Genomic DNA, 21,344 nt, shown 5'->3' with positions numbered 1-21,344 from the left:
AATTGGACAGGTTTTTTTATTTCACAAATCCAAGCAGCATTTCGCGTAAAAGCTTGCTCGCTGTATTCGCTGTTTGGTCAGAATGATCATATACAGGTGCTACCTCAACAAGGTCTGCACCGACTACTTGGACATCAGATCCTGCAATCGCATGAATAGATGCAAGCAGCTCTTTTGATGTAATACCGCCAGCATCCACCGTGCCTGTACCAGGTGCATGAGCCGGGTCTAATACATCAATGTCGATCGTCACATAAACTGGACGCCCCTTCAGCTTTGGCAATACTTGCTTCAATGGCTCCAGCACTTCAAATTTAGAAATGTGCATGCCCGCTTCTTTTGCCCATTTGAATTCTTCTTTCATTCCAGAACGAATCCCGAAAGAGAACACATTTTCAGGTCCAATGAGTCCTGCTACTTTACGAATCGGTGTTGAATGAGACAGCGGCTCACCCTCGTATTCCTCACGAAGATCCGTATGTGCGTCCATATGGATGATCGCCAAATCAGGGTATTTCTTATGCATCGCACGGAAAACCGGCCAAGATACAAGATGCTCGCCGCCCATTCCTAATGGAAACTTCCCTTTTTCTAAAATGCTGTCGACATACTCTTCAATTAAATCTAAGCTTTTCTGTGCATTTCCAAAAGGAAGCGGAATGTCACCGGCATCAAAGAATGGCACCTCGTGCAGCTCACGATCTAAATAAGGGCTGTATTCCTCTAAACCAATCGAAACTTCACGAATACGGTTTGGGCCAAAACGTGAGCCTGGCCGGTAACTGACGGTCCAGTCCATCGGCATACCGTATAAAATGACTTTTGCATCTTCCCATGTCGGATGACTTCCAATAAACACTTTTCCTGAATAAGCCTCGTCGAATCTCAAACAAGATTCCTCCTTTTACGCTTCAAAAAATGCGCAAACCGTCATTTGCGCATTTCCACTTCGCTTGATTTATTTGATTAAGTCACTCACAAATTTCGGCAGAACGAATGCCGCTTTGTGCAATTCTTTTGTGTAATATTTAGTCTCAATATCAAAGAAACGGCTGTCTTCTACAGCAAGTGGATCATATTTTTTTGAACCGATGGTAAATGTCCAAAGACCACTTGGATACGTTGGAATATTCGCTGTGTAAAGCTTCGTGATTGGGAAAATTTCTTTCACATCACGCTGTACATTTGTAATCAGCTCAGGTGTGAACCAAGGGTTGTCCGTTTGTGCCACGAAAATACCGTCTTCTTTAAGTGCTTTTGAGATTCCTGCGTAAAATCCTTTAGAGAACAGATTCACAGCTGGACCAACTGGTTCAGTTGAGTCCACCATGATGACATCATATTCGTTGTCAGCTTCGGCAATGTGCATAAAGCCGTCTCCGACTTTGACATCCACACGAGGATCGTCTAGTTTTCCAGCAATAGAAGGAAGGAATTTCTTCGAGTATTCGATGACTTTTCCATCAATATCAACAAGTGTCGCTTTCTTCACACTTGGGTGTTTGAGGATTTCACGAATGACACCGCCGTCTCCTCCGCCTACGACAAGAACATTTTCCGGGTTTGGATGAGTGAAAAGAGGAACATGTGCCACCATTTCGTGGTATACAAACTCATCTTTCTCAGATGTCATCACCATACCGTCTAAAAACAGCATATTGCCAAACTCTTCTGTTTCCACCATTTCTAAATGCTGAAAATCTGTTTGTTCTGTGTGAAGGGTTTTGTTCACCTTCAATGTAATACCAAAATTCTTCGTTTGCTTCTCTGTATACCAAAGTTCGCTCATTGTCCATCTTCCTCTCATCCAATAATAAACAAACATCTATTGTTAGCGCCTTTATCGGCTATGACTATATCGATTGTCCAAGAAAAAAGTATAGTGGATTCATATCAAATTGTAAAGAACCGCATGAGTTCTCTTCAATTTTAATGCACGCTCTTGCAATCATTTGTTTAAAACGGTTTTCTTTGTTCCATACTGATAAAAAACCGTCAAAATGGGGGCTTTGCATGGACACAATCATGAGTAATAAAAAAATCCGCATGACCGTGAAAACGATTCGAGCCTGTTTTTTTATCGGCTTGCTCGCTTTTCTATTTGCAGGCACTGTCTTTTTGACGATTCTTTTACTTGCCAAATGGCAAGGTGCCCCTTCCGTTCAAGTTCCCCAATCCACGACCATTTATGCAGCCGATGGTTCAAAGCTTGGAGAATCCAGCTTTGGAGAAAAGAGATATTGGGTGCCATTAAAGGACATGTCCCCTCATATCAGGCAGGCAGCTGTAGCTGTAGAGGATAAAACCTTTTATGAGCATCATGGTTTTGATGTGAAACGGATGGCGGGTGCTGCAGTGGCTGATATTCGTGCCATGGCTAAGGTACAAGGAGCCAGCACGATCACCCAGCAATATGCACGAAACCTGTATTTAGATCATGATAAAACGTGGAAGCGGAAGTGGAATGAAGCCTTTTACACGATCCGCTTAGAGCAAAACTATACAAAAGATGAGATTTTAGAAGGATACTTGAACACCATTTATTATGGTCACGGAGCGTATGGCGTGGAAGCGGCGTCCCGTCTGTATTTCGGGAAAAAAGCGAAGAATTTGACCCTCGCCGAATCTGCCTTACTTGCCGGTATCCCAAAGGGCCCTTCTCTCTATTCGCCTTATGTGAATGAAGAGAAAGCCGGTGCAAGAAAGAATATGATTCTGAGGCAAATGCAAGATGACGGCATGATTACGAAAAAGGCAGCCGCTGAAGCTTCGAAAGAAAAACTGTCCTATCGCCCTTTGCAGCAGAAGCAGCTGCAAGCAAAGCAAGCCCCGTATTTTTATGATGATGTGATTCGTGAGTTGAAACAAAGCTTGGGGTTAACTGAGGAACAGATTGAAACCTATGGACTTCATATCCAAACGACTTTAAATCCAGAGTTACAGAAAATCGCAGAGAAGACGTTAAAAAACACGATGTATTCGAAATCAGACATCCAAATCGGCTTTACCGCTATCCATCCCCAAACAGGTCATGTACTCGCCCTCATCGGGGGAAGAGATTATGAGAAAAGTCCATTCAATCGGGTGACACAAGCGAAAAGACAGCCCGGTTCAACAATGAAACCTCTCCTCTATTACATTGCCTTGCAGAATGGGTTTACACCAGCAACCGTCATGCGCAGTGAAGAAACGGTTTTTGAGCTCGATGATCAAGGAAGCGGTGCTGCTTATTCACCAAGCAATTATCATGGCTATTACGCCAATGACGGCATTACCATGCTTCAAGCCTTGGCGCTGTCTGATAATATTTATGCCGTGAAAACCCATCTATTTTTAGGAATGGAGCAGCTTGTACGTGCTGGCAAAACATTTGGAATCAACGAAAAACTAGATCAAGTGCCATCACTTGCCCTTGGCACGTCCCCTGTCAAACCAATTGAAATGACCAATGCTTACGCCATGCTGGTCAACGGCGGAAAACGCGTCAAACCAACCTTTATTACGAAAGTAACGGACGCAAAAGGCAACGTGCTTTATGAAGAAAAACAAAAACGAGAGCAAGTCCTAGATGAAAAAGCAGCATTTATTACCACCGATATGATGTCAGGAATGTTCAATGATCAGTTAAACGGCTATACGAGTGTCACTGGCCGCACCATTATGAAGGATCTAACGCGAACATACGGAGGAAAATCGGGAACGACAGGAGCCGACAGCTGGATGATCGGCTTCTCTCCCCAGCTCGTCGCGGGTGTGTGGACGGGCTATGATAAAGGGCGCACCATTGACTCGGTCGAAGAAACAGCCTATGCAAAAAAGATATGGGCATCCTTTATGGAATCAGCCCTCTCGAAGCAGCCAGCCTCCTCCTTCATGCCGCCAGACGGTGTAAAAGGTGTGTATATCAATCCAAAAACCGGCGATCTCGCAGGCCCAGGATGTGAATCAAAGGTATTCACCTATTTTATAGAAGGAACGGAGCCGACAGGTGTCTGCTACGGTGCTGAGGACAAAGCCTCTGAACAAGATCCGGTTCAAGATCAAAAACCAAAGAAATGGTGGGAAAAGTGGCTGAAACGTTAAAAAAGGACATGAAAAACCCCGAGATCTGCATCTCGGGATTCTCCATGTCCTAGCTTTAACACCAGTTTACTCAAAAAACAGCTGGAATTGGTAGCGATCCGCCATTCTTCACAAAAATTTCACAATTATTCAGAGACAGACAATCCTTCTTTTAATTCATCTGTGGATGCTTCCCATAGTGCTTTATTATGACTCTTCAAGAAATCAGCCAGCACCTTTTTCGATACGTCATCCATATGACTGACGACGATTTTTCGCTTCATCGATTTATCCATTAAATTCACATGCTCTGGAAGCGACTTATACCCGCGGCGGATTGAACGGTCGACGGTCATTTCACAAGCCGTCACACCCGCATAATAAGGGCCATCTTCTCTGCGGTCAATGGTCACCCATACGAGCCAATACGGCTTTCCGTTCGGCACCTCTTCTTTGCTTTTCAAGAATTTAATTCCTTTTTCCACGGCACTTCTTGCATGCATCGCACCAATATCAATGACAGCTTCCTTTTCCTCTACGTCAATGATCACTGGCGAAATGTTATCAAGGCTGAGCGCACCCGCTCCAAAGCCCCCGTGTCCGTCGGTTGCATCTGTTTTTTTAATGATGTTAAAACCAATTGGTTTCTTTTTTTTACCTTCCATTCATTAGACCTCCTAAAGCAGCGGTTTCAAAATAAGATTAAACCAGTATATGATTTGATCCCGCATTCCGATCAATGGACCAAAAACAAACTGTCCTAGCGGCGTAATCACGAATATGAGAAAAATAATGATCCCATATTGTTCGAATTGCGTCATTTTCGCCCGGATACGGGGACTGACGACGTCCTCAATAATACGATACCCATCCAGCGGCGGAAGTGGCAATAGGTTAAATAGGAACAAAATGACATTCAAGTTAATAAAGATTAAGAAAAAATTATCGACGCCCGGCTCAAAGCGCATGAGCGACTCCCCGCCAAATTTCTGAAGAAGCACGTACACGAAAAAGCCTAGAAACGCCAACACCAAGTTACTTAATGGGCCAGCAATCGAGACGCAGATTCCTGCTAAGCGCGGTTTTCTAAAATGGTATCGATTCACCGGCACAGGTTTCGCCCAGCCAAACCCAGCGACAAAGATTAAAATCGTCCCGAATATATCGAGATGCTTCAGTGGATTTAGCGTGAGTCTCCCTTGGTTCTTAGCTGTCGGGTCTCCGAAACGATACGCAACATATGCATGCGCCAGCTCGTGCATCGTAAATGCAACAACAAGCGTAATAGCGACATATGGAATAAGTTCTAATGGATACACAAGAAATTGGTCCAAAGGCATGAATCCCTCTTTCTTTCTATACAATGATTTACTCCATTCAGTATACTATAAGAAGTCCCTTAAACTAAAGGGAAGCGTAGCACGAAAAGGAAAAAGGAGGTTTTCGCATTGCCGATTGTCACCGTTCAAATGCTAGAAGGAAGAACAGACGAGCAGAAAAGAGCTCTTGTGGAGAAAGTCACTGATGCTGTTGTTGAAACAACAGGCGCAGGTGCAGAAAAAGTCTCTGTCATTATTGAAGAAATGAAAAAAGAACACTATGCCGTAGCAGGAAAACGCATCAGCGACCTGTAAGCATAAAAAAGGACAAGCACATAGGTGTTTGTCCTTTTGTCTCTTATTTTATCTGTACCACGCTTTGTTACGGTTCACTTGATTTTTATGAGCCGCATCAAAGAAATCGACTGTGTAGGAATAATCATAGTTCATTAAGCAGACAATGCCGCTGCCTTGAGGGTCATGCGGTAAGCCAAAGTTATGACCGTATTCATGCGTAGCCGCTTTTGCGGTGTTCGCTGTTCCTTGATCAAGGTTAACGGCGAATGCACTTCCGCTCGGTGCACTATTGTATACATAAGCGATTCCGCCCGCATCAAAGTTTGGATTTGCTGTAAATCCAGTGACAAAATCGTATCCTCTGCCATCAAAGCTGCGCGAAAGGTTAGATAAAATTTGCTCTGCATTTGATCCTGAAGACGTCCAAGATCCTACGGCTTGTACGACAAAGTCCACATCATGATCACGGTTAAAGGTCACGTCCGCTTGCTCAATGATGCTGACAATCCGCGTCTGCCAGTCACTATATTTCGCACGATACTGCGCATCTGCTACAGCATAGACCGTTACTTTCTGACTGCCTGTACTTGCCTTTGTTGAAATAGAATCTCCTGTATTCGCCTTAAAGGTTCTAGAGCCTACCTGCTTACCAGACTCATCTAATACCTTTGTTTTCACATCTCGTTCAATTGGAGGTGCTTTCGTCAAATCTTTAAAATCGTTTGCCTTTGGCAACCCCTCACTAATATGTGTTTCGAACGGCGCATGACCATGATCATGCCCATGACCAGCACTCGCGACTGGTGCTGAAGCTGAACTTACTCCCGGTAACAAACTACCTACCAATAAAAATGACAAAAAGACTGAACGCTTTTTCATTCCTATCCCTCCTTTGATTTTCACAAGGTTATATATTCACTGAAAATTCACCATTTTCCTTCTATTCAGTTAAAAACAGGGAATTGGATACACAAAAAAAAAGTCGAAATACGTCATATTCACTAATTTTTCGGATATTTCAGCACACATTTCATCGGAAAATAGCGCTTTTGGTCTGGGTCTTACAAAACAAAAAAAGCCCTAAATGCTGGGCTTTTGCGAAACTAGTTCAATTCCTTCAATTGTTCAATATAAGCAAGAGCATCCTCAAATTCTTCGTCCGTATAGCGCTGCTTGCTTTTAATAGTGAAGACCTTTTCCTTTACCTCATCTTCTGGCAGGTCATCAAAGTATAAAATTGTGGAGACGAGCTCTAGGAAACGAGACGACTGCTCGTTCATCTGCTGCGTCAGTACTTTGAGGTCAGGCATGTCCACTTCACACTGATCGAGAAACTCTTTCCCATTGTCCGTCAGCGAATAGCGATATTGATAGTATCCGCCCTTTTTTTCCTTCATTTCGTCCAAGAATCCAAGGTTGCACAGCTCTTCAATTCTGAGTGTCAACTCCTCTGAATAGGGGCCATAAAAATGAAAATCGTATTTCTCATAAAAAGGCAAATCTAGCTTTTTTGCTATGTAAATCATCTTTTGCAGCTTCTTCCGTCCAACGATTTCCCCTGATTCAGAGAATACCTTCATCAACTTTGCATGCTCTTTCAACAAATTCCCGACATCTCCTTTTTCAGTACTTCCTTATCCCAATCCAAGCAGCTTCATGATCGCCTTCTTTTCTTCAGCTTTTTCCGACATATCTACAATTAAGTCCATCGGGAAATAAAGTTTATGATCGGTTCTTCGTTTACCGGAAATGGCGTCAACAATATCTGACTGTCTCGACAGCTCTTTAATATGACCACTTTGCGTCAAAAGGTGGATCGGCAGTCTCTCTTCTTCCTCCCCTGGTCTGTAGAAGTCGTAGGGCAAGTCAGAGGAAGAGTCGACGACTAAATAATAGTCAGGATCAATGCCTGCCTCCTTGAACAAGGCGGTCAGCTTGAAATATTTCGTCATTTCTTCATTCGGATTAAACTCTGTATATTGGAACAATCGGCGGTTCATAAAACGGCGGCACAAATCAGCCAGCACGTGATCTTCTTCGTCTTCCCACGCCTGAAAATAAAATAAGACAATGGATTCATCCAGCTTAATATAGTCCTCTGTGGTGACATTCCCCTCAAAGATCGAATAAAAATGAACAGGGGCATGTGTGAAAATATAGCCCGTTTCATGCAGCTCTTTTGCACGATGGAGAATTTTCGTTAAAATGACTTCCGCACTGCGTGTCACTGGGTGGAAATAAACTTGCCAGTACATTTGATAGCGGCTCATAATATAATCCTCGACCGCATGCATCCCGCTCTGCTTCATCACAATCTGATCTTCTCTCGGACGCATCACGCGCAAAATACGTTCCATATCAAAATGGCCGTAGCTGACGCCTGTATAGTAGGCATCACGCTGCAAATAGTCCATACGGTCGGCATCAATTTGACTTGAGATCAAACTGACCACCTGCTTGTTTTGATACGTTTTGGCAATCACTTCTGCCACATGCTTCGGGAAATCATCACTAACCCGGCGAAGCACTTCATTGACTTCGGTTTGCCCTAAAATAATATCTCTTGTAAACGATTCATGGTCTAAGTGGAAGACCTTTTCAAAGGAATGAGAAAATGGACCATGTCCGAGGTCATGAAGCAAGGCTGCACTCAGTACCAGCTCGCGTTCTCCCTCATCCCATTCCGGCCGACCTTTGAATACATCATCCACAATCCGTCTCACAATCTCGTATACACCGAGTGAATGATTGAAACGGCTGTGTTCTGCACCATGAAACGTCAAGTAAGTGGTTCCTAGCTGTTTAATTCGTCGCAGGCGCTGAAATTCTCTTGTTCCTATTAAATCCCATATTAATGCGTCCCGTACGTGAACATAACGGTGCACAGGATCTTTAAATACCTTTTCCTCAGATAATTTCCCTTTTGGATACGCCATCGTTTCGTCCCTCTTTTTTTAAGACGTGTTTCTATTATATCGGGTAACTTTCCCCGAAAACATCCTTGAATTTGCTGGTGAATGTGTTCTCAAAGATTGCACGGACGTAAAAAGCCCGACCTGACAGGGACGGACCTCTTTTTAGGTCGACTGAACACATTCAGTGACATTTATTTGACTTTTTTTTGAACCTTTTCGAGTAACTCATCTTCTGTTGGTGCGGATAATGGGCGATTGTTTACAAACGCAAAAGCCTTTTTTCGTCCTGGACCACAATAGGATTGACAGCCAATCTCAATTTTTGCATCAGGGTCAACCGATTTGAGTCGAGGCAGCAACGTCTTTAGGTTCGTCGCATCACAATCGTCACATACGCGAAACTCATTAGCCATGGTCTTACGCTTCCTTTCAATGATGAACTTCATTCTATATGAAACAGTTGGACAACCAAGAGTCATAATATACCACCCAACATTGTACATCGAAGCGGCTGGACTTGCAAGACGCATTGTAACCGCCGATACGCGCTTACATAAAAGCTAGTATTTTCCACTATCCTTTTAGCAAACTTGTATAAACTTTCTTGAACTTGGCTAATCTAATACCATCAAATCATATGGGGGTTTAAACATGTCAAAACAAAGACAAGATGCTTGGTCAGAGGAAGATGATCTCCTTTTGGCAGAAACCGTCTTACGTCACGTCAGAGAGGGCAGCACACAGCTGAATGCGTTTGAAGAAGTAGGAGACAAGCTGAACCGTACCTCAGCGGCATGCGGTTTTAGATGGAATGCTGTTGTGAGGCATCAATATGAAAAAGCGTTAGCCCTTGCCAAAAAGCAGCGAAAACAACGGATGCGCGCACTCGGCAATGGCCAGCCTGCAAAGAAACGATTACTCTATCAGCCGCAAGTAGAAGAAACGGTCACGCAAGAGGAATTCTCACAGGAGCTGGAACCAGCGCAGGAAGAAACGTTTGCACCAGCATCTGAAACAGCCGAGCAGCTCCAGTTTGTGGATCAAAGCTACAATGAAGAGTTAGCTAGTTTATCACATTTATTGTCACAGGCTTCTCATGTCGTAGAGAAAAAGCCAGAAGCCAACCCTTTTAGGCAGCAACAGGATTTAACCATCGAAGATGTCATTGATTTCTTGCGCCGCTATGAAGGCGATGGACAGCAATCATCTGCCTTACGCATGGAAAACAGCCGGTTAAAACGAGAAAATAACGAACTTTCACATAAAGTCACGCAGCTAGAAGCGGAAGTGAAAAAGCTTGAAAAGGATCAGCTCACCATTCAAGAAGATTATGAAACACTTGTCAAAATCATGAACCGTGCAAGAAAACTAGTTTTGTTTGAAGAGGACGACACTGCCGCTCCAACCTTTAAAATGGACCGGAACGGCAACCTCGAAAAAATGGCAGAATAACAAAAAGTGCTCCCCATCTGCGGGAAGCACTTTTTTAAATGCCCAAAAATAGCATCACACTAAAAAGGACATTAATCAAAAAGACGAACATAAAAATATACCTGACTTGTCTCACCTGAAAATCACCAAATATAAAAAGATAAAGACCTGCGATGCCAAGTGTCAGTACAGGCTGAAGAAACGGCACCAAAAGCGAAATGCCGTAGCCGGCTCCCATGATGACAGGAAGCCATAGTAAATAGAGGTAACCGCCGTTTTTGGATTTCACCAGAACCCTTCCTTTCTTTTTACGAAAACACCTTTTCATTCCGCTCAATCATCCGCGTCATGTTTTTCTCAAATTCCAGTTGTTCTTCTGCGTTCAGTCCTGACGCTGCCAGCTGATCACTGAGCTTTTGAAGCTCTTCTAGTAAAAGACGCATAAGAAGCGCGCAATCAATTGGTTCTCCAGTTAATTCTGATAAAGACGCCATCGTATCTGGCTGTATATCAGGAAATACGGCCTTCACTTCTTCTCGTTTGTCTTTTAAGGCGGCGTCATAAAAACGGCGGATCAAGTCGGCACGTTCCCGCCCGCTTCCATCTGCACACAAATAAATTTGCACAGCGACTCCACCGCGTAATCTACGCTGAGAAATGCCTGCAAATTTCTTTCCATTGATGCTTAGATCGTAGCTGCCCGGACAATAAGAGCCGACAATCTCATAAGCTTCAATGTTCACCTCATACTTAGACAGCATCCGGCGGACCAATTCCACCATCGCATCATACCCGCGGTCAATATCAATGCCCTTCTTTTGTTCTGCAAAGATTAATGACACATTCAAGACACCTTCATCCAGCACCACAGCAAGGCCGCCTGAATTGCGTACAATGACGCGATAGCCCTCTTCCTCAAGCAGTTTCACGCCATCTTGCAGAAATGGAAGTCTTGTATCCTGAATCCCAAGCACAATCGTATTGTGATGTACCCAAGAACGCGCTGTCGCTGGTGAGAGACCCTTCCCAACCGACGCACAAAGCGTATCATCCATCGCAAAGGATTGCTTCGGGTCCACATAAAGACCGAGGCTCGATTGATCTATGATTCGCCATTTCGGCTGTGTCAGTAACTCAATAGGTTCATTTTTCATGTCCTGCATATCCTCTCGTTCATAAACTGTGTTTATTATAACATGGGGGGAGAATGAGAGAGAAAAAAGCTCTATGACAAGGAACGTCACAGAGTTTTTCAACTGGATGCTTTGGTTTTCTTGTTCTTCCTTTTTGCGATGAAATAAACAGCTGCAATCAAAACGACAGGAATCCCAACCACGAGGCATGCAGCGATCAATGTGTTCCACGGCAAATCGATCATCTCCTTAATAGACTAAACTTCTATGTAACAGCCCTCACTGACCCAACTCAACAAGTCTTCAGCCACCAATTCCGCATGCTGAGGGTCTATCACACCAGCATCGACAATCCACACTGTTTTCTCCTCTTCTTCCTGCCGCATAAGAAATACTTGCCCGCCGCCATCGTCACCAATGGCTACATAGCAGCTGGCATAATGATGAACTTCCCACGTTGCATTGCGTTCCACTATGTCCTCAGTTCCGTATAGAAGCAGGTCGCCTCCAATGGAACATCCATTTGATTGTTTTAGTAAGGTCTTATAGACATAGGGGAAAATCAAATTTAGTTCAGCTTCTGCCTCTTTGATATGTATCTCACTTGCTGGCTCTTTCATGTTCAGATTTTGGATTTGAAATAGATTGATCATTTTTGAAAGCCTCCTATATTTTAAGCAGCTAATTTTTTCATGACACTTTTATACATCCGAAGGAGCAACTTTAATATGAAATAGAAAATAGCCACATCGAGTATAAAACCTAACCACAGAAATTCAAAGGCATGATGTGAGTGTAGAACTAGCCAATCAATGGGGAAACCTCGATATTCGGCATCTGAGAATGAAACTCCTCTCATCAAAGCTGTCCCAATGACAAGAAGAAAACCTGATACTTAATAGCCAGTTAAATGTTTTTTTGTTTTTGTGTTGTTTATGTTCCATATGCATTCCTTTCCCTGTTTTACTACCTACTACAAAACTTGATATTTCCTTATTCCTCTAGATATCAGACCTATTTTACCTTTTTCTAGAACAATAGACAGCAGTTCTATCTATGACAACAGTTCTTTATTTATTGCCATGCAAAATGATATTATTCGCGTAAAGTAGTTGATTAAAATAAAGTAAAAAACCTTGAAAAGCAAGTCATAGCCATTCAAGGTCAATTGATTTTCACTATTTATTCCGATTAAGTCTAATCCTCAATTAAATCTAGATAATATTCATTATTATTGAGAAACTTTTTGAAAAAATCCTCTAACGATTCAGCTATTTGAGTATCAAAATAATATACTGGATTATTAACTAATTTTAAATCTAATGAAATATAAATACCTTCGTTTACTTCAAAAAAAATAAGTTTATTTTCATCATCAAAAAGTCCATCTAAATCTGGATCAAATTCAAAAACACCTTCTCTTAATCTAATATCTGCTACTGTCCCTGGTCCCATAATTCTATTTATTGAGTTAGCACTTTGACCTTTAATAAAACCATAGCCAATTTCTAAATATAATTGTCTTAAATCATTTGGAAAACTTATGTCCATTCTTTGTTCAGCTTTTAAAATGTCATCTTCAGATACCTTATAAGTTTTATTTTCTAGTTCATTAATAAATTTAAAATTAGCCATATGCTATTTTACCTCCTTGGAAATAGTTTACCTGATGGAGCTCCCTTTCCATGTATCCCTGATTGATGTTCGTTAGGATATTTAGCCGGATGAATATTCCACCACTCATGGGCGCCACCAAAGTTGTTCTCTATGATATGATGAGCATCATACGGTTGACCAACCCTCCGAGCAACCTCTCCATTCTTATCAAGTACTTCTTCTGTATATCTTGGCCACTTTTGTTTGGTTTTTTCTTCCCACTCTGCAATTAATTTATCTTTCAAGCTCGATGTAAATTTGCTTCTATGCTTAGCAGTCTCTTTTGGTGTCAATTTTTCATAGTTTTTGTTTCTTAAGGCTTCTTTAATAAGATGAATTTGATCTTTATTAACCTTACGTCCAGTTTTAGCCTCTATATCCCTAAGATAAGCTTTTGCTAAATCCTTATTAAGTTCACCCGCACCTTTAGCAGTCTTCTCAACCCTCTTTACCACATTCTTCCCTTGATCAATCTTAAAGACATATTTCCCGCCTTTAATGATTTTCATAAATGGGATGATAGAGGCTGCGGATAGGGCTTGATCTGTGCTACTAATATTTTCGCTAGTTTCTGGGTCTTTACCAATAACCGCTCGGTATCCGTCATAGATGCCGCTGTATTCTAAAATGATGTTTTCGGCGGTTGAGACGACTTCACCGTCTAGTATGCGTTTGGCATTTCCGTGGCTGCGGCTTTCTGGGATGTTGTCGACTTCTTCTATTCTTACTTCGTCGTTTGCGATATACGTTCGAATGATTTGTTTATTGGCATAAACGGTGTATCTCCCGCCTATAAAATCAATGTCCGACGGATCTGTGATTACTTCATCAGCGATGTCGAATTCTTTTAGCTTTTTGATGCCTTTTACGTTATATAGTTTACCATTTACAACCCTGATGTCTCTAAGAATCTTACTTTTCCCGCTCACAACTTCTTTTTGTAATGTCGTAAGCCATGGATCGTTTGCTTTGACTTGCTTGTTGACGTTTCGGAGGGTGTCTCTATGAACCACCGTCCTCACATTTGCCTGTTCTTTCTCACCCAATTTCTTCAGCATGATCATCATCGGATTGTCTTTCGGGTTGTCTATTTTGTCATTCAATCCACTGATCGTGCTTCTTACTTTTTCTTCTTTTGTGTCTTTGAAAATAGATCCCTTTTGATAGCTGGTGATCTCGATTTTTGGGCCGGTGAACATGGTGCTTAAGGTGTTTATGTATTGTTTCATTGTTTGCAATGCACTTGTTGTTTCATTCATAGCACTTGTTTGTTCTCTGTCAAAGGCATGGAGCAGTCCAATGGTTCTGGATGTCTCAAGCCACGCTTTTTGAGAGCTCTGTTGAAACGCAGACTCGTCTACATGAGGCAAGTGAACGATATGACTGACCCTGCCGATCGCCTGGCTTACATCTGATACGATGTCAGAAATCGCTCGCTCCGCTTTTTTTAAACCTGAATCAAGTTCGTGTTCAATAAATGTTTGTGAAATAAAACCGTGTTGATTTGATTCAAGGGCATGAAGTGCCTGCTTTGTTTTTTTGAGCGCAGAACTGTATTCCTCAATGACAACCTGAAAGAATTGCAAGAAAGGAATATGGCATTCTGTATAAAATGCTCGAATGGCTTGCCCTGCCTCTCCCTTTAGTGCATCATCAAGTGAGATGATGTGGTCGATTTGTTTTTCTAGTGAGCTGATGTTTTGTGATTGCTGCTTTAACGAATTCAGTGTTTGGTCAATTCCATTGATTAGCGCAAAGGCGTCAAGGGTTTTCATTCCGTTCTCCTTTATTTTCTTTTATGACTAGAAGCAAGCGATTTGTCCGTTTCAATCATGGTGCTAACGGCTTGTTCTGTTTGTACAAGCTGTTTCTGAAGTATCTCTATATAGGATGTACTTAGTTCATTCAATTGCTGGTTGATCTTTTCTATCTGTTCTGTGGTGGAGAGCTCATTTTTCCCTTTGATAGTTTTTGGAAGTGTTGAATGGACATGAGCGCCTGCTTGTTTTACATTTTTTAATGCTTTTTTCGCCTCACTGGCATCTATTTTAATTTCTTTGCTCATTTTATTTTCCTCGTTTTTCTTCCAGTTGTTTTTGCTTCTCTTTTTCTATCTTTCTTTCAACTGTATGAATATCACGTTCTAATGAATGGATATCTGCTGTCAAGTCATTGATTTTTTCATCAATTCGATTCAATAGATTGGTGAGCTGTGCATCCTTTATCTCTTGACTAACCGATTTCATCTCTTCCCTAAGGCTATCAAACGTATCTGCCAAGTGGCCAAACCATGTATGTGAAGTAAGGTCTGGACGCGTGATGTTCTTGCTCGCATCTGACAAGGCCATTTTTGCCTCTTTCACTTCTTTTCGACATATGCTCAGTTCTATGATTTGTTCTTTTTTTATGGATATGTCTGCCTTTAACGAATACAAGGTTGTTGTATAACCGATGATAGCTCCAGACACCGTCAAACACCTCTATTCCTCAAATAGTCCTCCGTTATGTTACCATTTCCTAGCACAAGAGGCATATGATTGAAAACGAATTCACTAAAAAATGAATCATAGGTATTGGGTTTTTATACCTATTTCACACGCGCAAAAAAAGCTAGCTTCGTGTGAAAACGAAACTAGCTTTTTTGATCGTTACTATTATCGTGCTTGAGCTGCTGTGATAAGCGCAAGGTTGTAAACGTCTTCGGCATTACAGCCTCTTGAAAGATCGTTTACTGGCTGGTTTAAGCCTTGTAAGATTGGACCTACAGCTTCAAAGTTACCTAAGCGCTGTGCAATTTTGTAGCCGATGTTTCCAGCTTCTAGGCTAGGAAAAACAAATACGCTCGCATCACCTTTGATGACGGAATCTGGCGCTTTTTTCGCTGCTACTGAAGGAACGAAAGCTGCATCGAATTGAAATTCTCCATCAAGTACAAGCTCAGGTGCCTTTTCTTTTGCAATGCGAACTGCTTCAGATACTTTTTCTGTTTCGTCTGATTTTGCTGAGCCTTTTGTAGAGAAGCTAAGCATTGCCACACGTGGTTCGATGTCAAACATTTTGGCTGTGTTTGCACTTTCGATCGCAATTTCAGCTAGATCTTGGCTGTCTGGTGCAATGTTGATCGCACAATCAGCAAACACATATTGCTCTTCGCCGCGAGCCATGATGAAGACGCCAGATGTTTTCTTTACGCCTTCTTTTGTTTTAATGATTTGAAGTGCTGGGCGCACTGTGTCAGCAGTTGAGTGTGCTGCACCGCTCACAAGTCCGTCTGCAAGACCTTTGTACACAAGCATTGTACCGAAGTAGTTTTCATCTAGTAATGCTTTTCTTGCCTGCTCTTCTGTTGCTTTGCCTTTACGTCTTTCTACGAAAGCTTGTACAAGCTCTTCAAAACCTTCATATGTATGAGGATCATACACGTCAACACCATCAAGTGTAAGACCTAATTCTTTTGCTTTTGCTTCAACTTCTTGTTTTTTACCTACAACAATTGGCTGCAATACTTTGCCATCTGCTAGTTTTTGAACGGCTGTTAGAATGCGTTCGTCCATTCCCTCAGGAAAAACGATCTTTACTCCTTTACCTGCAACCTTTTCCTGAACTGTTGAAAAAATATCTGCCACTTATATACCCTCCTTGATTTTACAAAAAAAGCGTTCTCTTTTAAGCATACTCTTCTTCTACATAAATTCAAACTACCAACTTACATTATAGCGCTTACAAATTAAATTCTTATTTTTCAAACTAATTTAATCAATTTCCATAAAAGCTGTTTTCGTCGTTCAAGTTTTGATCACATCTTCATTTGGACAAACTATGTTATAGTTGGAACAGATGGAAAACTGTAAATAGGAGTGAAATAAATGAGCGAACAACATACAACCAATGAAGCAGCTCAAACACTAGACGGCTGGTATGCACTGCATGATTTTAGAACCTTTGACTGGACAGCTTGGAAGCTGCTGACAAGTGATGAGCGCCAAGCGATTCTTCATGAGTTCACAGGTCTATTAGAAAAATGGAAAACAGCTGAGCACGATAAGGCTGGAAGCCAAACAATCTATAGTATTGTCGGCCAAAAAGCAGATATTATGCTCATGATTTTGCGTCCAACCATGGAAGAACTGGGTGAAATTGAACTTGAATTCAATAAAACACGACTAGCAGAGTTTACAATCCCAGCTTATTCGTACGTTTCAGTTGTGGAACTCAGCAACTACTTAGCTGGAGGCGGAGATGGCGGAGATCCTTACGAGAACCCGCATGTACGTGCGCGTCTATACCCAGAGCTCCCTTCTTCTCAATACGTGTGCTTCTATCCAATGGATAAAAGACGTTCTGGCAATGACAACTGGTACATGCTCTCCATGGATGAGCGTAAATCACTCATGAGAAGCCACGGCTTAATTGGCCGGAGCTATGCTGGGAAAGTAAAGCAGATCATTACAGGCTCCGTCGGTTTTGATGATTATGAGTGGGGCGTCACTCTTTTCGCTGACGATGTGCTTCAATTTAAAAAATTGGTTTATGAAATGCGCTTTGATGAAGTCAGTGCACGCTACGGCGAATTTGGTTCCTTCTTTGTCGGAAACCGATTAGCAAACGAGCAGCTGGCGTCTTATTTTCATGTATGATAAACTCTTAAGGCTTCGGATCTTTCCGAAGCCTTTTTATGTATTTTTTTTTAGAAAGGTGATCACATCATGAAAAACTTCCCCATCGCTATTTTCGCTTTAACGCTCGGTGCGTTTTCGATTGGCATGACTGAATTTGTCATTATGGGACTTTTGCCAAACGTCGCAAATGATCTCCATGTATCTATTTCTGCTTCAGGGCAGCTGATTACTGGATATGCACTTGGTGTCGCAGTTGGCGGACCTATTATAACATTATCAACTGGGAAAATGTCGAGGAAACGTCTTCTCATTCTATTAATGATCCTGTTCGTGGCGGGAAATGCTGTTGCCGCTGTATCGACCACTTACGGTCTATTAATGGCCTCACGTATTTTGACGTCATTTGCTCATGGAACCTTCTTTGGCGTCGGAGCCATAATGGCTGCGCGGCTTGTGCCTAAGGAGAAAAGTGCAAGTGCGATCAGCTTCATGTTTACAGGACTGACGGTCGCCAATGTACTGGGTGTGCCGTTTGGTACCTTCATCGGAAATCAATTTGGCTGGCGTATGTCGTTTCTTGTCATTGCCGTCATTGGTCTCATTTCCTTAATCGGTATCATCAGCTTAGTACCCAATCAATCGAAGGAAGAAGTACTGGATATTCGAAATGAAGTGTCTGTTTTGAAAAAGCCACAGGTACTCGTTTCTTTTGCAATGACGATCTTTGGTTTTGCAGGTGTGTTTACCGCCTTTACGTATATCAGCCCGATCCTGCTGCAAGTGACTGGTTTTCAGGAAAATGGGGTGACGCTCATCCTTGTTCTCTTCGGGCTTGGGGTCACTATTGGAAATTTAGTTGGCGGAAAGCTTGCCGATTGGAAGCTGATGCCGAGTATTATGGTGACACTGATCCTGCTGATGGCTGTCCTGTTATTGTTTACAATCACTTCCGAATTCAAAGTACCTGCTGTGCTGACCATTTTTGTTTGGGGAATCATTTCATTTATTCTTGTTCCTACCTTGCAATACCGCACGATGAACATGGCACATGAAGCACCGACACTCGCATCGACGCTTAGTCATTCTGCCTTTAATATTGGGAATGCTGGCGGTGCAGCGCTTGGCGGTCTCGCCATCGAACTTACACATTTACAGCTTGTACCGTTATTTGCTGCAGCTGTAACCTTCATTGGGCTCATCATCACGATCATGAGCTATCAGTCAGATAGACGAACAAAAAGGACCTGAGTTAGGTCCTTTTAGCGTGCAGACAAATCCTCACATTCGTTGTCAGGTCCTTTTTTATTTCATCACGGTCATTTCTGGCTCTTCTATTTGTTTCACACGTTCCTGTACTGGATGAGAAAAGGCGTGCTCGGACAAGACGATATGAGATACGGTTTTTGTAAACCCAGACACTGCCTGAATAAAGGCTTCAATTTCTTCAAGAGAAGCGACTGACAGCTTAATGAAAAAGCATGACTGTCCTGCCACTCGATAAGCAAAAAAAGCGCGTGGGTGCTGATTCATAAAAGCCACAAAACGTTGATACTCCCCGTTTAGCACTGTGACTTCCAGCAGGCAGTCAATCATAAGCCCTAATTTTTTATAATTGACCTGAACCGAATACCCTTCGATAATCCCTGCATCCTCTAATTTACGCACTCTTTCTGCTACCGCAGGTGCGGATAAATTGACTCGTTTGGACAATTCCCTCATAGACAAGCGGGCATCTTCTTTCAATTCATTTAAAATATGCACATCAACATCGGTGATTTTCATTCGTACCTCTCCTATCCGAAAGTCGTTCCATTTGAAAAGTATTTTATGATAATACTTATGATTCGAAATGTAAAATAAAACTAAATAATGGTAGAATTTATTTTAACGGAATTGAATGAAAAAGCAAGTATGGAGGGATCACCTGATGAAAGAATCTTTAGACAGCAAGGCTTCTAAAACGTTTCCCATCACACTTGCCATCGCGCTCACACTTGGCGTCTTTGCGGCGGGATCGGAAGAACTGGTGATTTCACCACTGCTGCCTGATTTATCAAACTCCTTTCAGCACTCTCTTGATATTCTCGCCCTTTCCATCAGCATTTATGGGTTAGCTGTGCTGGTTGGAGCCCCGCTGCTCGTTCCTTTAGGGGACCGGTATTCAAGGGAACTGTGTTTGATCATCGGGCTTTCTTTCTTTTTGATTGGAACCGTGATGTGTGCGGCTGCCCCGAATTTGGCAGTGTTTTTTGCTGGCCGTGCCATTTCTGGGCTGGCGACCGGTGTATTTGTGCCAACAGCCTATGCTCTTGTAGGCGACCGGGTTCCTTACGAATATCGAGGCAAGGTGATGGGACTCATTGTGTCGAGCTGGTCTCTTTCTCTTGTCCTTGGTGTACCAATTGGCGCCTTTATCGGTCAGAGTTTGAACTGGCGCTGGACATTTTGGATCTTCGCCATCATGAGTCTCGTTGTCCTGCTGCTCGTCATCCTTGAATCACGCAAACAAACCGCCACAGCGAATACAGGAACACCTCAAGCTAGGGAGAAAACTGGCTCTTTATGGGGAGCTTTGAAAATTGATCGTGTCCCCGCCTATTTGACCGTGACATTTTGTAATATGCTTGGATTTTATGGCATGTACTCGTTCTTAGGAGCTTATCTGCAAAGTTTGTTTTCTGGAGGACAATCGACGGCAGGACTTCTGATCATGGCTTACGGCGTCGGTTTTTCCATGAGTGTATTTACAGGAAAATTAGCTGACTGGTTTGGCAAAACTCGTTCTCTTTTCTTAGTGCTGGGCGGCATTACGCTCGTTCTCGCCTTACTTCCTTATGCTCCTTTCTCATGGACATTGCTGATTTTTGCCCTATTTATTTGGGGTGCCATGCAAAGTTTATCCGTCACGCTTTTGAGCACTGTTCTAAGTGACTGCTCCCAAACCCACCGAGGCAAAGTGATGGCTTTTTACAGTCTTGCGTCCAACCTTGCCGTTATGCTTGGTTCCGCTCTTATGGGACCTGTCTATGTCCATTTCGGCTATCATACGGTAGGGCTTGTATGTGCACTCATTACGCTTGTTGGTTTTCTCATTAGCTTCGCCAGCTATAAACGTGAACGAACCTTACAGCAGAAACATAAAAACACATTTGAAACGTAAGCTCAATTCACTGCACATCTAGGTATGTGCAGTTTTTTAGATCAATTTTTAATATCATCATAAAATACATTTTTTATAAATTTTGTTGACAATTGCCAATTTTATTTTTTATAATCTAGTAAAAATTTGAAAAAGATTGGATGGTAAACATGATCTTAAAGAATGATGTTTTTCATTTCAAAGAAGAGCCCATCGTTTCACCTAAGATGTTTACAGTCAATACACTAGGCCCTGAGGGGACAAGCAGTGAATATGCAGCAAAACATTTCATCTCTCATTCCACCACTACACTCGGCACTCATACGAAACTATCCCTTTACGACACGTTCGAAACTTGCATTGAACATACTCTCTCTAACGCACTCCAATACACTCTCGTTCCACACGCATACGAAGGAATCAAACACTTCTACATGAGACCTGACCTGCAGCTTTTACAAATTTTCAGATGTGACACACCCATGTATGGTTTGGCTGTCAGACCAGATTTCCCATTTCAAGAACAAATGCTCCACCATTTAAAAATTGTCTCTCACCCTGCACCTGTCAATTTGATTCAATATTTCATTCACCAAAATGCTGAATTTGAGCTGGTCAATTCTACAAGTACTGCCGCACAAAAAGTAAGAGACGGCGAATTTGATTTCGCTTTAACTAATGAGGTAGCCAGAGCCACATACGGCCTCACCTTCATTCGAACGTTTAAAAGCATCCCAATGAGCTGGTCCATATTCGGAAAAGGAGAGATATAA

General features: G+C 42.3%; 24 protein-coding genes. 7 read left to right on the top strand and 17 right to left on the bottom strand.

Features of this window, described 5'->3' with window-relative positions; translation table 11 throughout:
* Positions 1-16 precede the first annotated feature (16 nt).
* Entirely contained in the window at positions 17-889 is an 873-nt protein-coding gene (gene speB / locus ACSSTM_RS13395; protein ID WP_060597508.1) for an agmatinase, read from the bottom strand.
* Between the two features lie 69 nt (positions 890-958).
* The gene (gene speE / locus ACSSTM_RS13390) at positions 959-1,789 is read right to left on the bottom strand and encodes a spermidine synthase (RefSeq protein ID WP_012011597.1); all 831 of its coding nucleotides are present in this window, start codon (positions 1,787-1,789) and stop codon (positions 959-961) included.
* A gap of 224 nt (positions 1,790-2,013) precedes the next feature.
* On the opposite strand from speE, the gene ACSSTM_RS13385 reads away from it, so the two are divergent.
* Positions 2,014-4,083, top strand: coding sequence for a transglycosylase domain-containing protein (locus ACSSTM_RS13385; protein ID WP_309416059.1), 2,070 nt, complete (start codon positions 2,014-2,016; stop codon positions 4,081-4,083).
* A 125-nt stretch (positions 4,084-4,208) separates the two neighbouring features.
* Here the strand turns inward: ACSSTM_RS13385 and ACSSTM_RS13380 are convergent, their stop codons facing one another.
* Complete coding sequence (locus ACSSTM_RS13380) at positions 4,209-4,727, bottom strand: YwhD family protein (RefSeq protein WP_034660332.1); 519 nt, start codon at positions 4,725-4,727, stop codon at positions 4,209-4,211.
* A 12-nt stretch (positions 4,728-4,739) separates the two neighbouring features.
* Positions 4,740-5,396 carry a site-2 protease family protein gene (locus ACSSTM_RS13375; RefSeq protein WP_309416129.1) on the bottom strand — a complete coding sequence of 219 codons (657 nt, stop codon included), beginning with the start codon at positions 5,394-5,396 and terminating at the stop codon, positions 4,740-4,742.
* Between the two features lie 114 nt (positions 5,397-5,510).
* Between ACSSTM_RS13375 and ACSSTM_RS13370 the strand changes: the two genes are divergently transcribed.
* Positions 5,511-5,696, top strand: a complete 186-nt coding sequence (locus tag ACSSTM_RS13370; protein ID WP_012011601.1) for a 2-hydroxymuconate tautomerase — start codon at positions 5,511-5,513, stop codon at positions 5,694-5,696.
* A gap of 48 nt (positions 5,697-5,744) precedes the next feature.
* Here ACSSTM_RS13370 and ACSSTM_RS13365 read toward each other — a convergent pair whose 3' ends face one another.
* From ACSSTM_RS13365 to ACSSTM_RS13350, 4 genes are all read right to left on the bottom strand, one after another.
* A complete protein-coding gene (locus ACSSTM_RS13365) occupies positions 5,745-6,557 on the bottom strand; it encodes a zinc-dependent metalloprotease (protein ID WP_034660335.1) in 813 nt (270 codons plus the stop codon).
* Between the two features lie 224 nt (positions 6,558-6,781).
* Complete coding sequence (locus ACSSTM_RS13360) at positions 6,782-7,282, bottom strand: YwgA family protein (RefSeq protein ID WP_034660337.1); 501 nt, start codon at positions 7,280-7,282, stop codon at positions 6,782-6,784.
* 30 nt (positions 7,283-7,312) lie between these two features.
* A complete protein-coding gene (locus ACSSTM_RS13355) occupies positions 7,313-8,614 on the bottom strand; it encodes an HD domain-containing protein (RefSeq protein WP_007497716.1) in 1,302 nt (433 codons plus the stop codon).
* A gap of 170 nt (positions 8,615-8,784) precedes the next feature.
* Entirely contained in the window at positions 8,785-9,006 is a 222-nt protein-coding gene (locus tag ACSSTM_RS13350; protein ID WP_003215259.1) for a DUF1450 domain-containing protein, read from the bottom strand.
* A 238-nt stretch (positions 9,007-9,244) separates the two neighbouring features.
* On the opposite strand from ACSSTM_RS13350, the gene ACSSTM_RS13345 reads away from it, so the two are divergent.
* The gene (locus ACSSTM_RS13345; RefSeq protein ID WP_034660339.1) at positions 9,245-10,045 is read left to right on the top strand and encodes an RsfA family transcriptional regulator; all 801 of its coding nucleotides are present in this window, start codon (positions 9,245-9,247) and stop codon (positions 10,043-10,045) included.
* A gap of 34 nt (positions 10,046-10,079) precedes the next feature.
* Here ACSSTM_RS13345 and ACSSTM_RS13340 read toward each other — a convergent pair whose 3' ends face one another.
* The 8 genes from ACSSTM_RS13340 to pta all read right to left on the bottom strand — a co-directional run bounded on the left by ACSSTM_RS13340 (position 10,080) and on the right by pta (position 16,439).
* The gene (locus ACSSTM_RS13340; protein ID WP_034660341.1) at positions 10,080-10,313 is read right to left on the bottom strand and encodes a DUF5970 family protein; all 234 of its coding nucleotides are present in this window, start codon (positions 10,311-10,313) and stop codon (positions 10,080-10,082) included.
* 19 nt (positions 10,314-10,332) lie between these two features.
* Positions 10,333-11,178 (bottom strand): lipoate--protein ligase family protein, encoded by an 846-nt coding sequence (locus ACSSTM_RS13335; protein ID WP_437404205.1) that lies wholly within the window; start codon positions 11,176-11,178, stop codon positions 10,333-10,335.
* 236 nt (positions 11,179-11,414) lie between these two features.
* Positions 11,415-11,810, bottom strand: a complete 396-nt coding sequence (locus ACSSTM_RS13330; protein WP_095285668.1) for an SMI1/KNR4 family protein — start codon at positions 11,808-11,810, stop codon at positions 11,415-11,417.
* Between the two features lie 544 nt (positions 11,811-12,354).
* Positions 12,355-12,792 (bottom strand): SMI1/KNR4 family protein, encoded by a 438-nt coding sequence (locus ACSSTM_RS13325; protein ID WP_095285667.1) that lies wholly within the window; start codon positions 12,790-12,792, stop codon positions 12,355-12,357.
* Between the two features lie 8 nt (positions 12,793-12,800).
* Positions 12,801-14,588 carry a T7SS effector LXG polymorphic toxin gene (locus ACSSTM_RS13320; protein WP_095285666.1) on the bottom strand — a complete coding sequence of 596 codons (1,788 nt, stop codon included), beginning with the start codon at positions 14,586-14,588 and terminating at the stop codon, positions 12,801-12,803.
* Positions 14,589-14,599: 11 nt separating this feature from the next.
* Complete coding sequence (locus tag ACSSTM_RS13315; RefSeq protein WP_095285665.1) at positions 14,600-14,878, bottom strand: YwqI/YxiC family protein; 279 nt, start codon at positions 14,876-14,878, stop codon at positions 14,600-14,602.
* Between the two features lies 1 nt (position 14,879).
* Positions 14,880-15,281: a YwqH-like family protein gene (locus ACSSTM_RS13310; protein ID WP_095285664.1), complete on the bottom strand. Its 402-nt coding sequence runs from the start codon at positions 15,279-15,281 to the stop codon at positions 14,880-14,882.
* A 186-nt stretch (positions 15,282-15,467) separates the two neighbouring features.
* Positions 15,468-16,439, bottom strand: a complete 972-nt coding sequence (pta, locus tag ACSSTM_RS13305; RefSeq protein WP_034660357.1) for a phosphate acetyltransferase — start codon at positions 16,437-16,439, stop codon at positions 15,468-15,470.
* A 240-nt stretch (positions 16,440-16,679) separates the two neighbouring features.
* Between pta and hemQ the strand changes: the two genes are divergently transcribed.
* Positions 16,680-17,450, top strand: coding sequence for a hydrogen peroxide-dependent heme synthase (hemQ, locus tag ACSSTM_RS13300; protein WP_034660358.1), 771 nt, complete (start codon positions 16,680-16,682; stop codon positions 17,448-17,450).
* 69 nt (positions 17,451-17,519) lie between these two features.
* Complete coding sequence (locus ACSSTM_RS13295; RefSeq protein WP_309416055.1) at positions 17,520-18,680, top strand: MFS transporter; 1,161 nt, start codon at positions 17,520-17,522, stop codon at positions 18,678-18,680.
* 54 nt (positions 18,681-18,734) lie between these two features.
* Here the strand turns inward: ACSSTM_RS13295 and ACSSTM_RS13290 are convergent, their stop codons facing one another.
* Complete coding sequence (locus tag ACSSTM_RS13290) at positions 18,735-19,214, bottom strand: Lrp/AsnC family transcriptional regulator (protein ID WP_034660361.1); 480 nt, start codon at positions 19,212-19,214, stop codon at positions 18,735-18,737.
* 145 nt (positions 19,215-19,359) lie between these two features.
* Here ACSSTM_RS13290 and ACSSTM_RS13285 point away from each other — a divergent pair, with 145 nt between their 5' ends.
* Positions 19,360-20,592 carry an MFS transporter gene (locus ACSSTM_RS13285; RefSeq protein WP_034660363.1) on the top strand — a complete coding sequence of 411 codons (1,233 nt, stop codon included), beginning with the start codon at positions 19,360-19,362 and terminating at the stop codon, positions 20,590-20,592.
* Between the two features lie 149 nt (positions 20,593-20,741).
* Positions 20,742-21,344, top strand: coding sequence for a bacilysin biosynthesis protein BacA (locus ACSSTM_RS13280; protein WP_034660365.1), 603 nt, complete (start codon positions 20,742-20,744; stop codon positions 21,342-21,344).

The sequence above is a fragment of the Bacillus sp. RK1064 genome (genome assembly GCF_051488405.1).
In the GTDB taxonomy this organism is placed as follows: Bacteria; Bacillota; Bacilli; order Bacillales; family Bacillaceae; genus Bacillus.
This window is presented reverse-complemented; position numbering and strand designations above follow the sequence as displayed.

Excerpts from the sequence above, each read along its gene's own strand:
- speE (WP_012011597.1), bottom strand. The coding sequence starts at position 1,789 with ATGAGCGAACTTTGGTATACAGAGAAGCAAACGAAGAATTTTGGTATT.
- ACSSTM_RS13385 (WP_309416059.1), top strand. The coding sequence starts at position 2,014 with ATGGACACAATCATGAGTAATAAAAAAATCCGCATGACCGTGAAAACG.
- ACSSTM_RS13380 (WP_034660332.1), bottom strand. The coding sequence starts at position 4,727 with ATGGAAGGTAAAAAAAAGAAACCAATTGGTTTTAACATCATTAAAAAA.
- ACSSTM_RS13365 (WP_034660335.1), bottom strand. The coding sequence starts at position 6,557 with ATGAAAAAGCGTTCAGTCTTTTTGTCATTTTTATTGGTAGGTAGTTTG.
- ACSSTM_RS13355 (WP_007497716.1), bottom strand. The coding sequence starts at position 8,614 with ATGGCGTATCCAAAAGGGAAATTATCTGAGGAAAAGGTATTTAAAGAT.
- ACSSTM_RS13350 (WP_003215259.1), bottom strand. The coding sequence starts at position 9,006 with ATGGCTAATGAGTTTCGCGTATGTGACGATTGTGATGCGACGAACCTA.
- ACSSTM_RS13345 (WP_034660339.1), top strand. The coding sequence starts at position 9,245 with ATGTCAAAACAAAGACAAGATGCTTGGTCAGAGGAAGATGATCTCCTT.
- ACSSTM_RS13335 (WP_437404205.1), bottom strand. The coding sequence starts at position 11,178 with ATGAAAAATGAACCTATTGAGTTACTGACACAGCCGAAATGGCGAATC.
- ACSSTM_RS13330 (WP_095285668.1), bottom strand. The coding sequence starts at position 11,810 with ATGATCAATCTATTTCAAATCCAAAATCTGAACATGAAAGAGCCAGCA.
- ACSSTM_RS13325 (WP_095285667.1), bottom strand. The coding sequence starts at position 12,792 with ATGGCTAATTTTAAATTTATTAATGAACTAGAAAATAAAACTTATAAG.
- ACSSTM_RS13320 (WP_095285666.1), bottom strand. The coding sequence starts at position 14,588 with ATGAAAACCCTTGACGCCTTTGCGCTAATCAATGGAATTGACCAAACA.
- ACSSTM_RS13315 (WP_095285665.1), bottom strand. The coding sequence starts at position 14,878 with ATGAGCAAAGAAATTAAAATAGATGCCAGTGAGGCGAAAAAAGCATTA.
- hemQ (WP_034660358.1), top strand. The coding sequence starts at position 16,680 with ATGAGCGAACAACATACAACCAATGAAGCAGCTCAAACACTAGACGGC.
- ACSSTM_RS13295 (WP_309416055.1), top strand. The coding sequence starts at position 17,520 with ATGAAAAACTTCCCCATCGCTATTTTCGCTTTAACGCTCGGTGCGTTT.
- ACSSTM_RS13290 (WP_034660361.1), bottom strand. The coding sequence starts at position 19,214 with ATGAAAATCACCGATGTTGATGTGCATATTTTAAATGAATTGAAAGAA.
- ACSSTM_RS13285 (WP_034660363.1), top strand. The coding sequence starts at position 19,360 with ATGAAAGAATCTTTAGACAGCAAGGCTTCTAAAACGTTTCCCATCACA.
- ACSSTM_RS13280 (WP_034660365.1), top strand. The coding sequence starts at position 20,742 with ATGATCTTAAAGAATGATGTTTTTCATTTCAAAGAAGAGCCCATCGTT.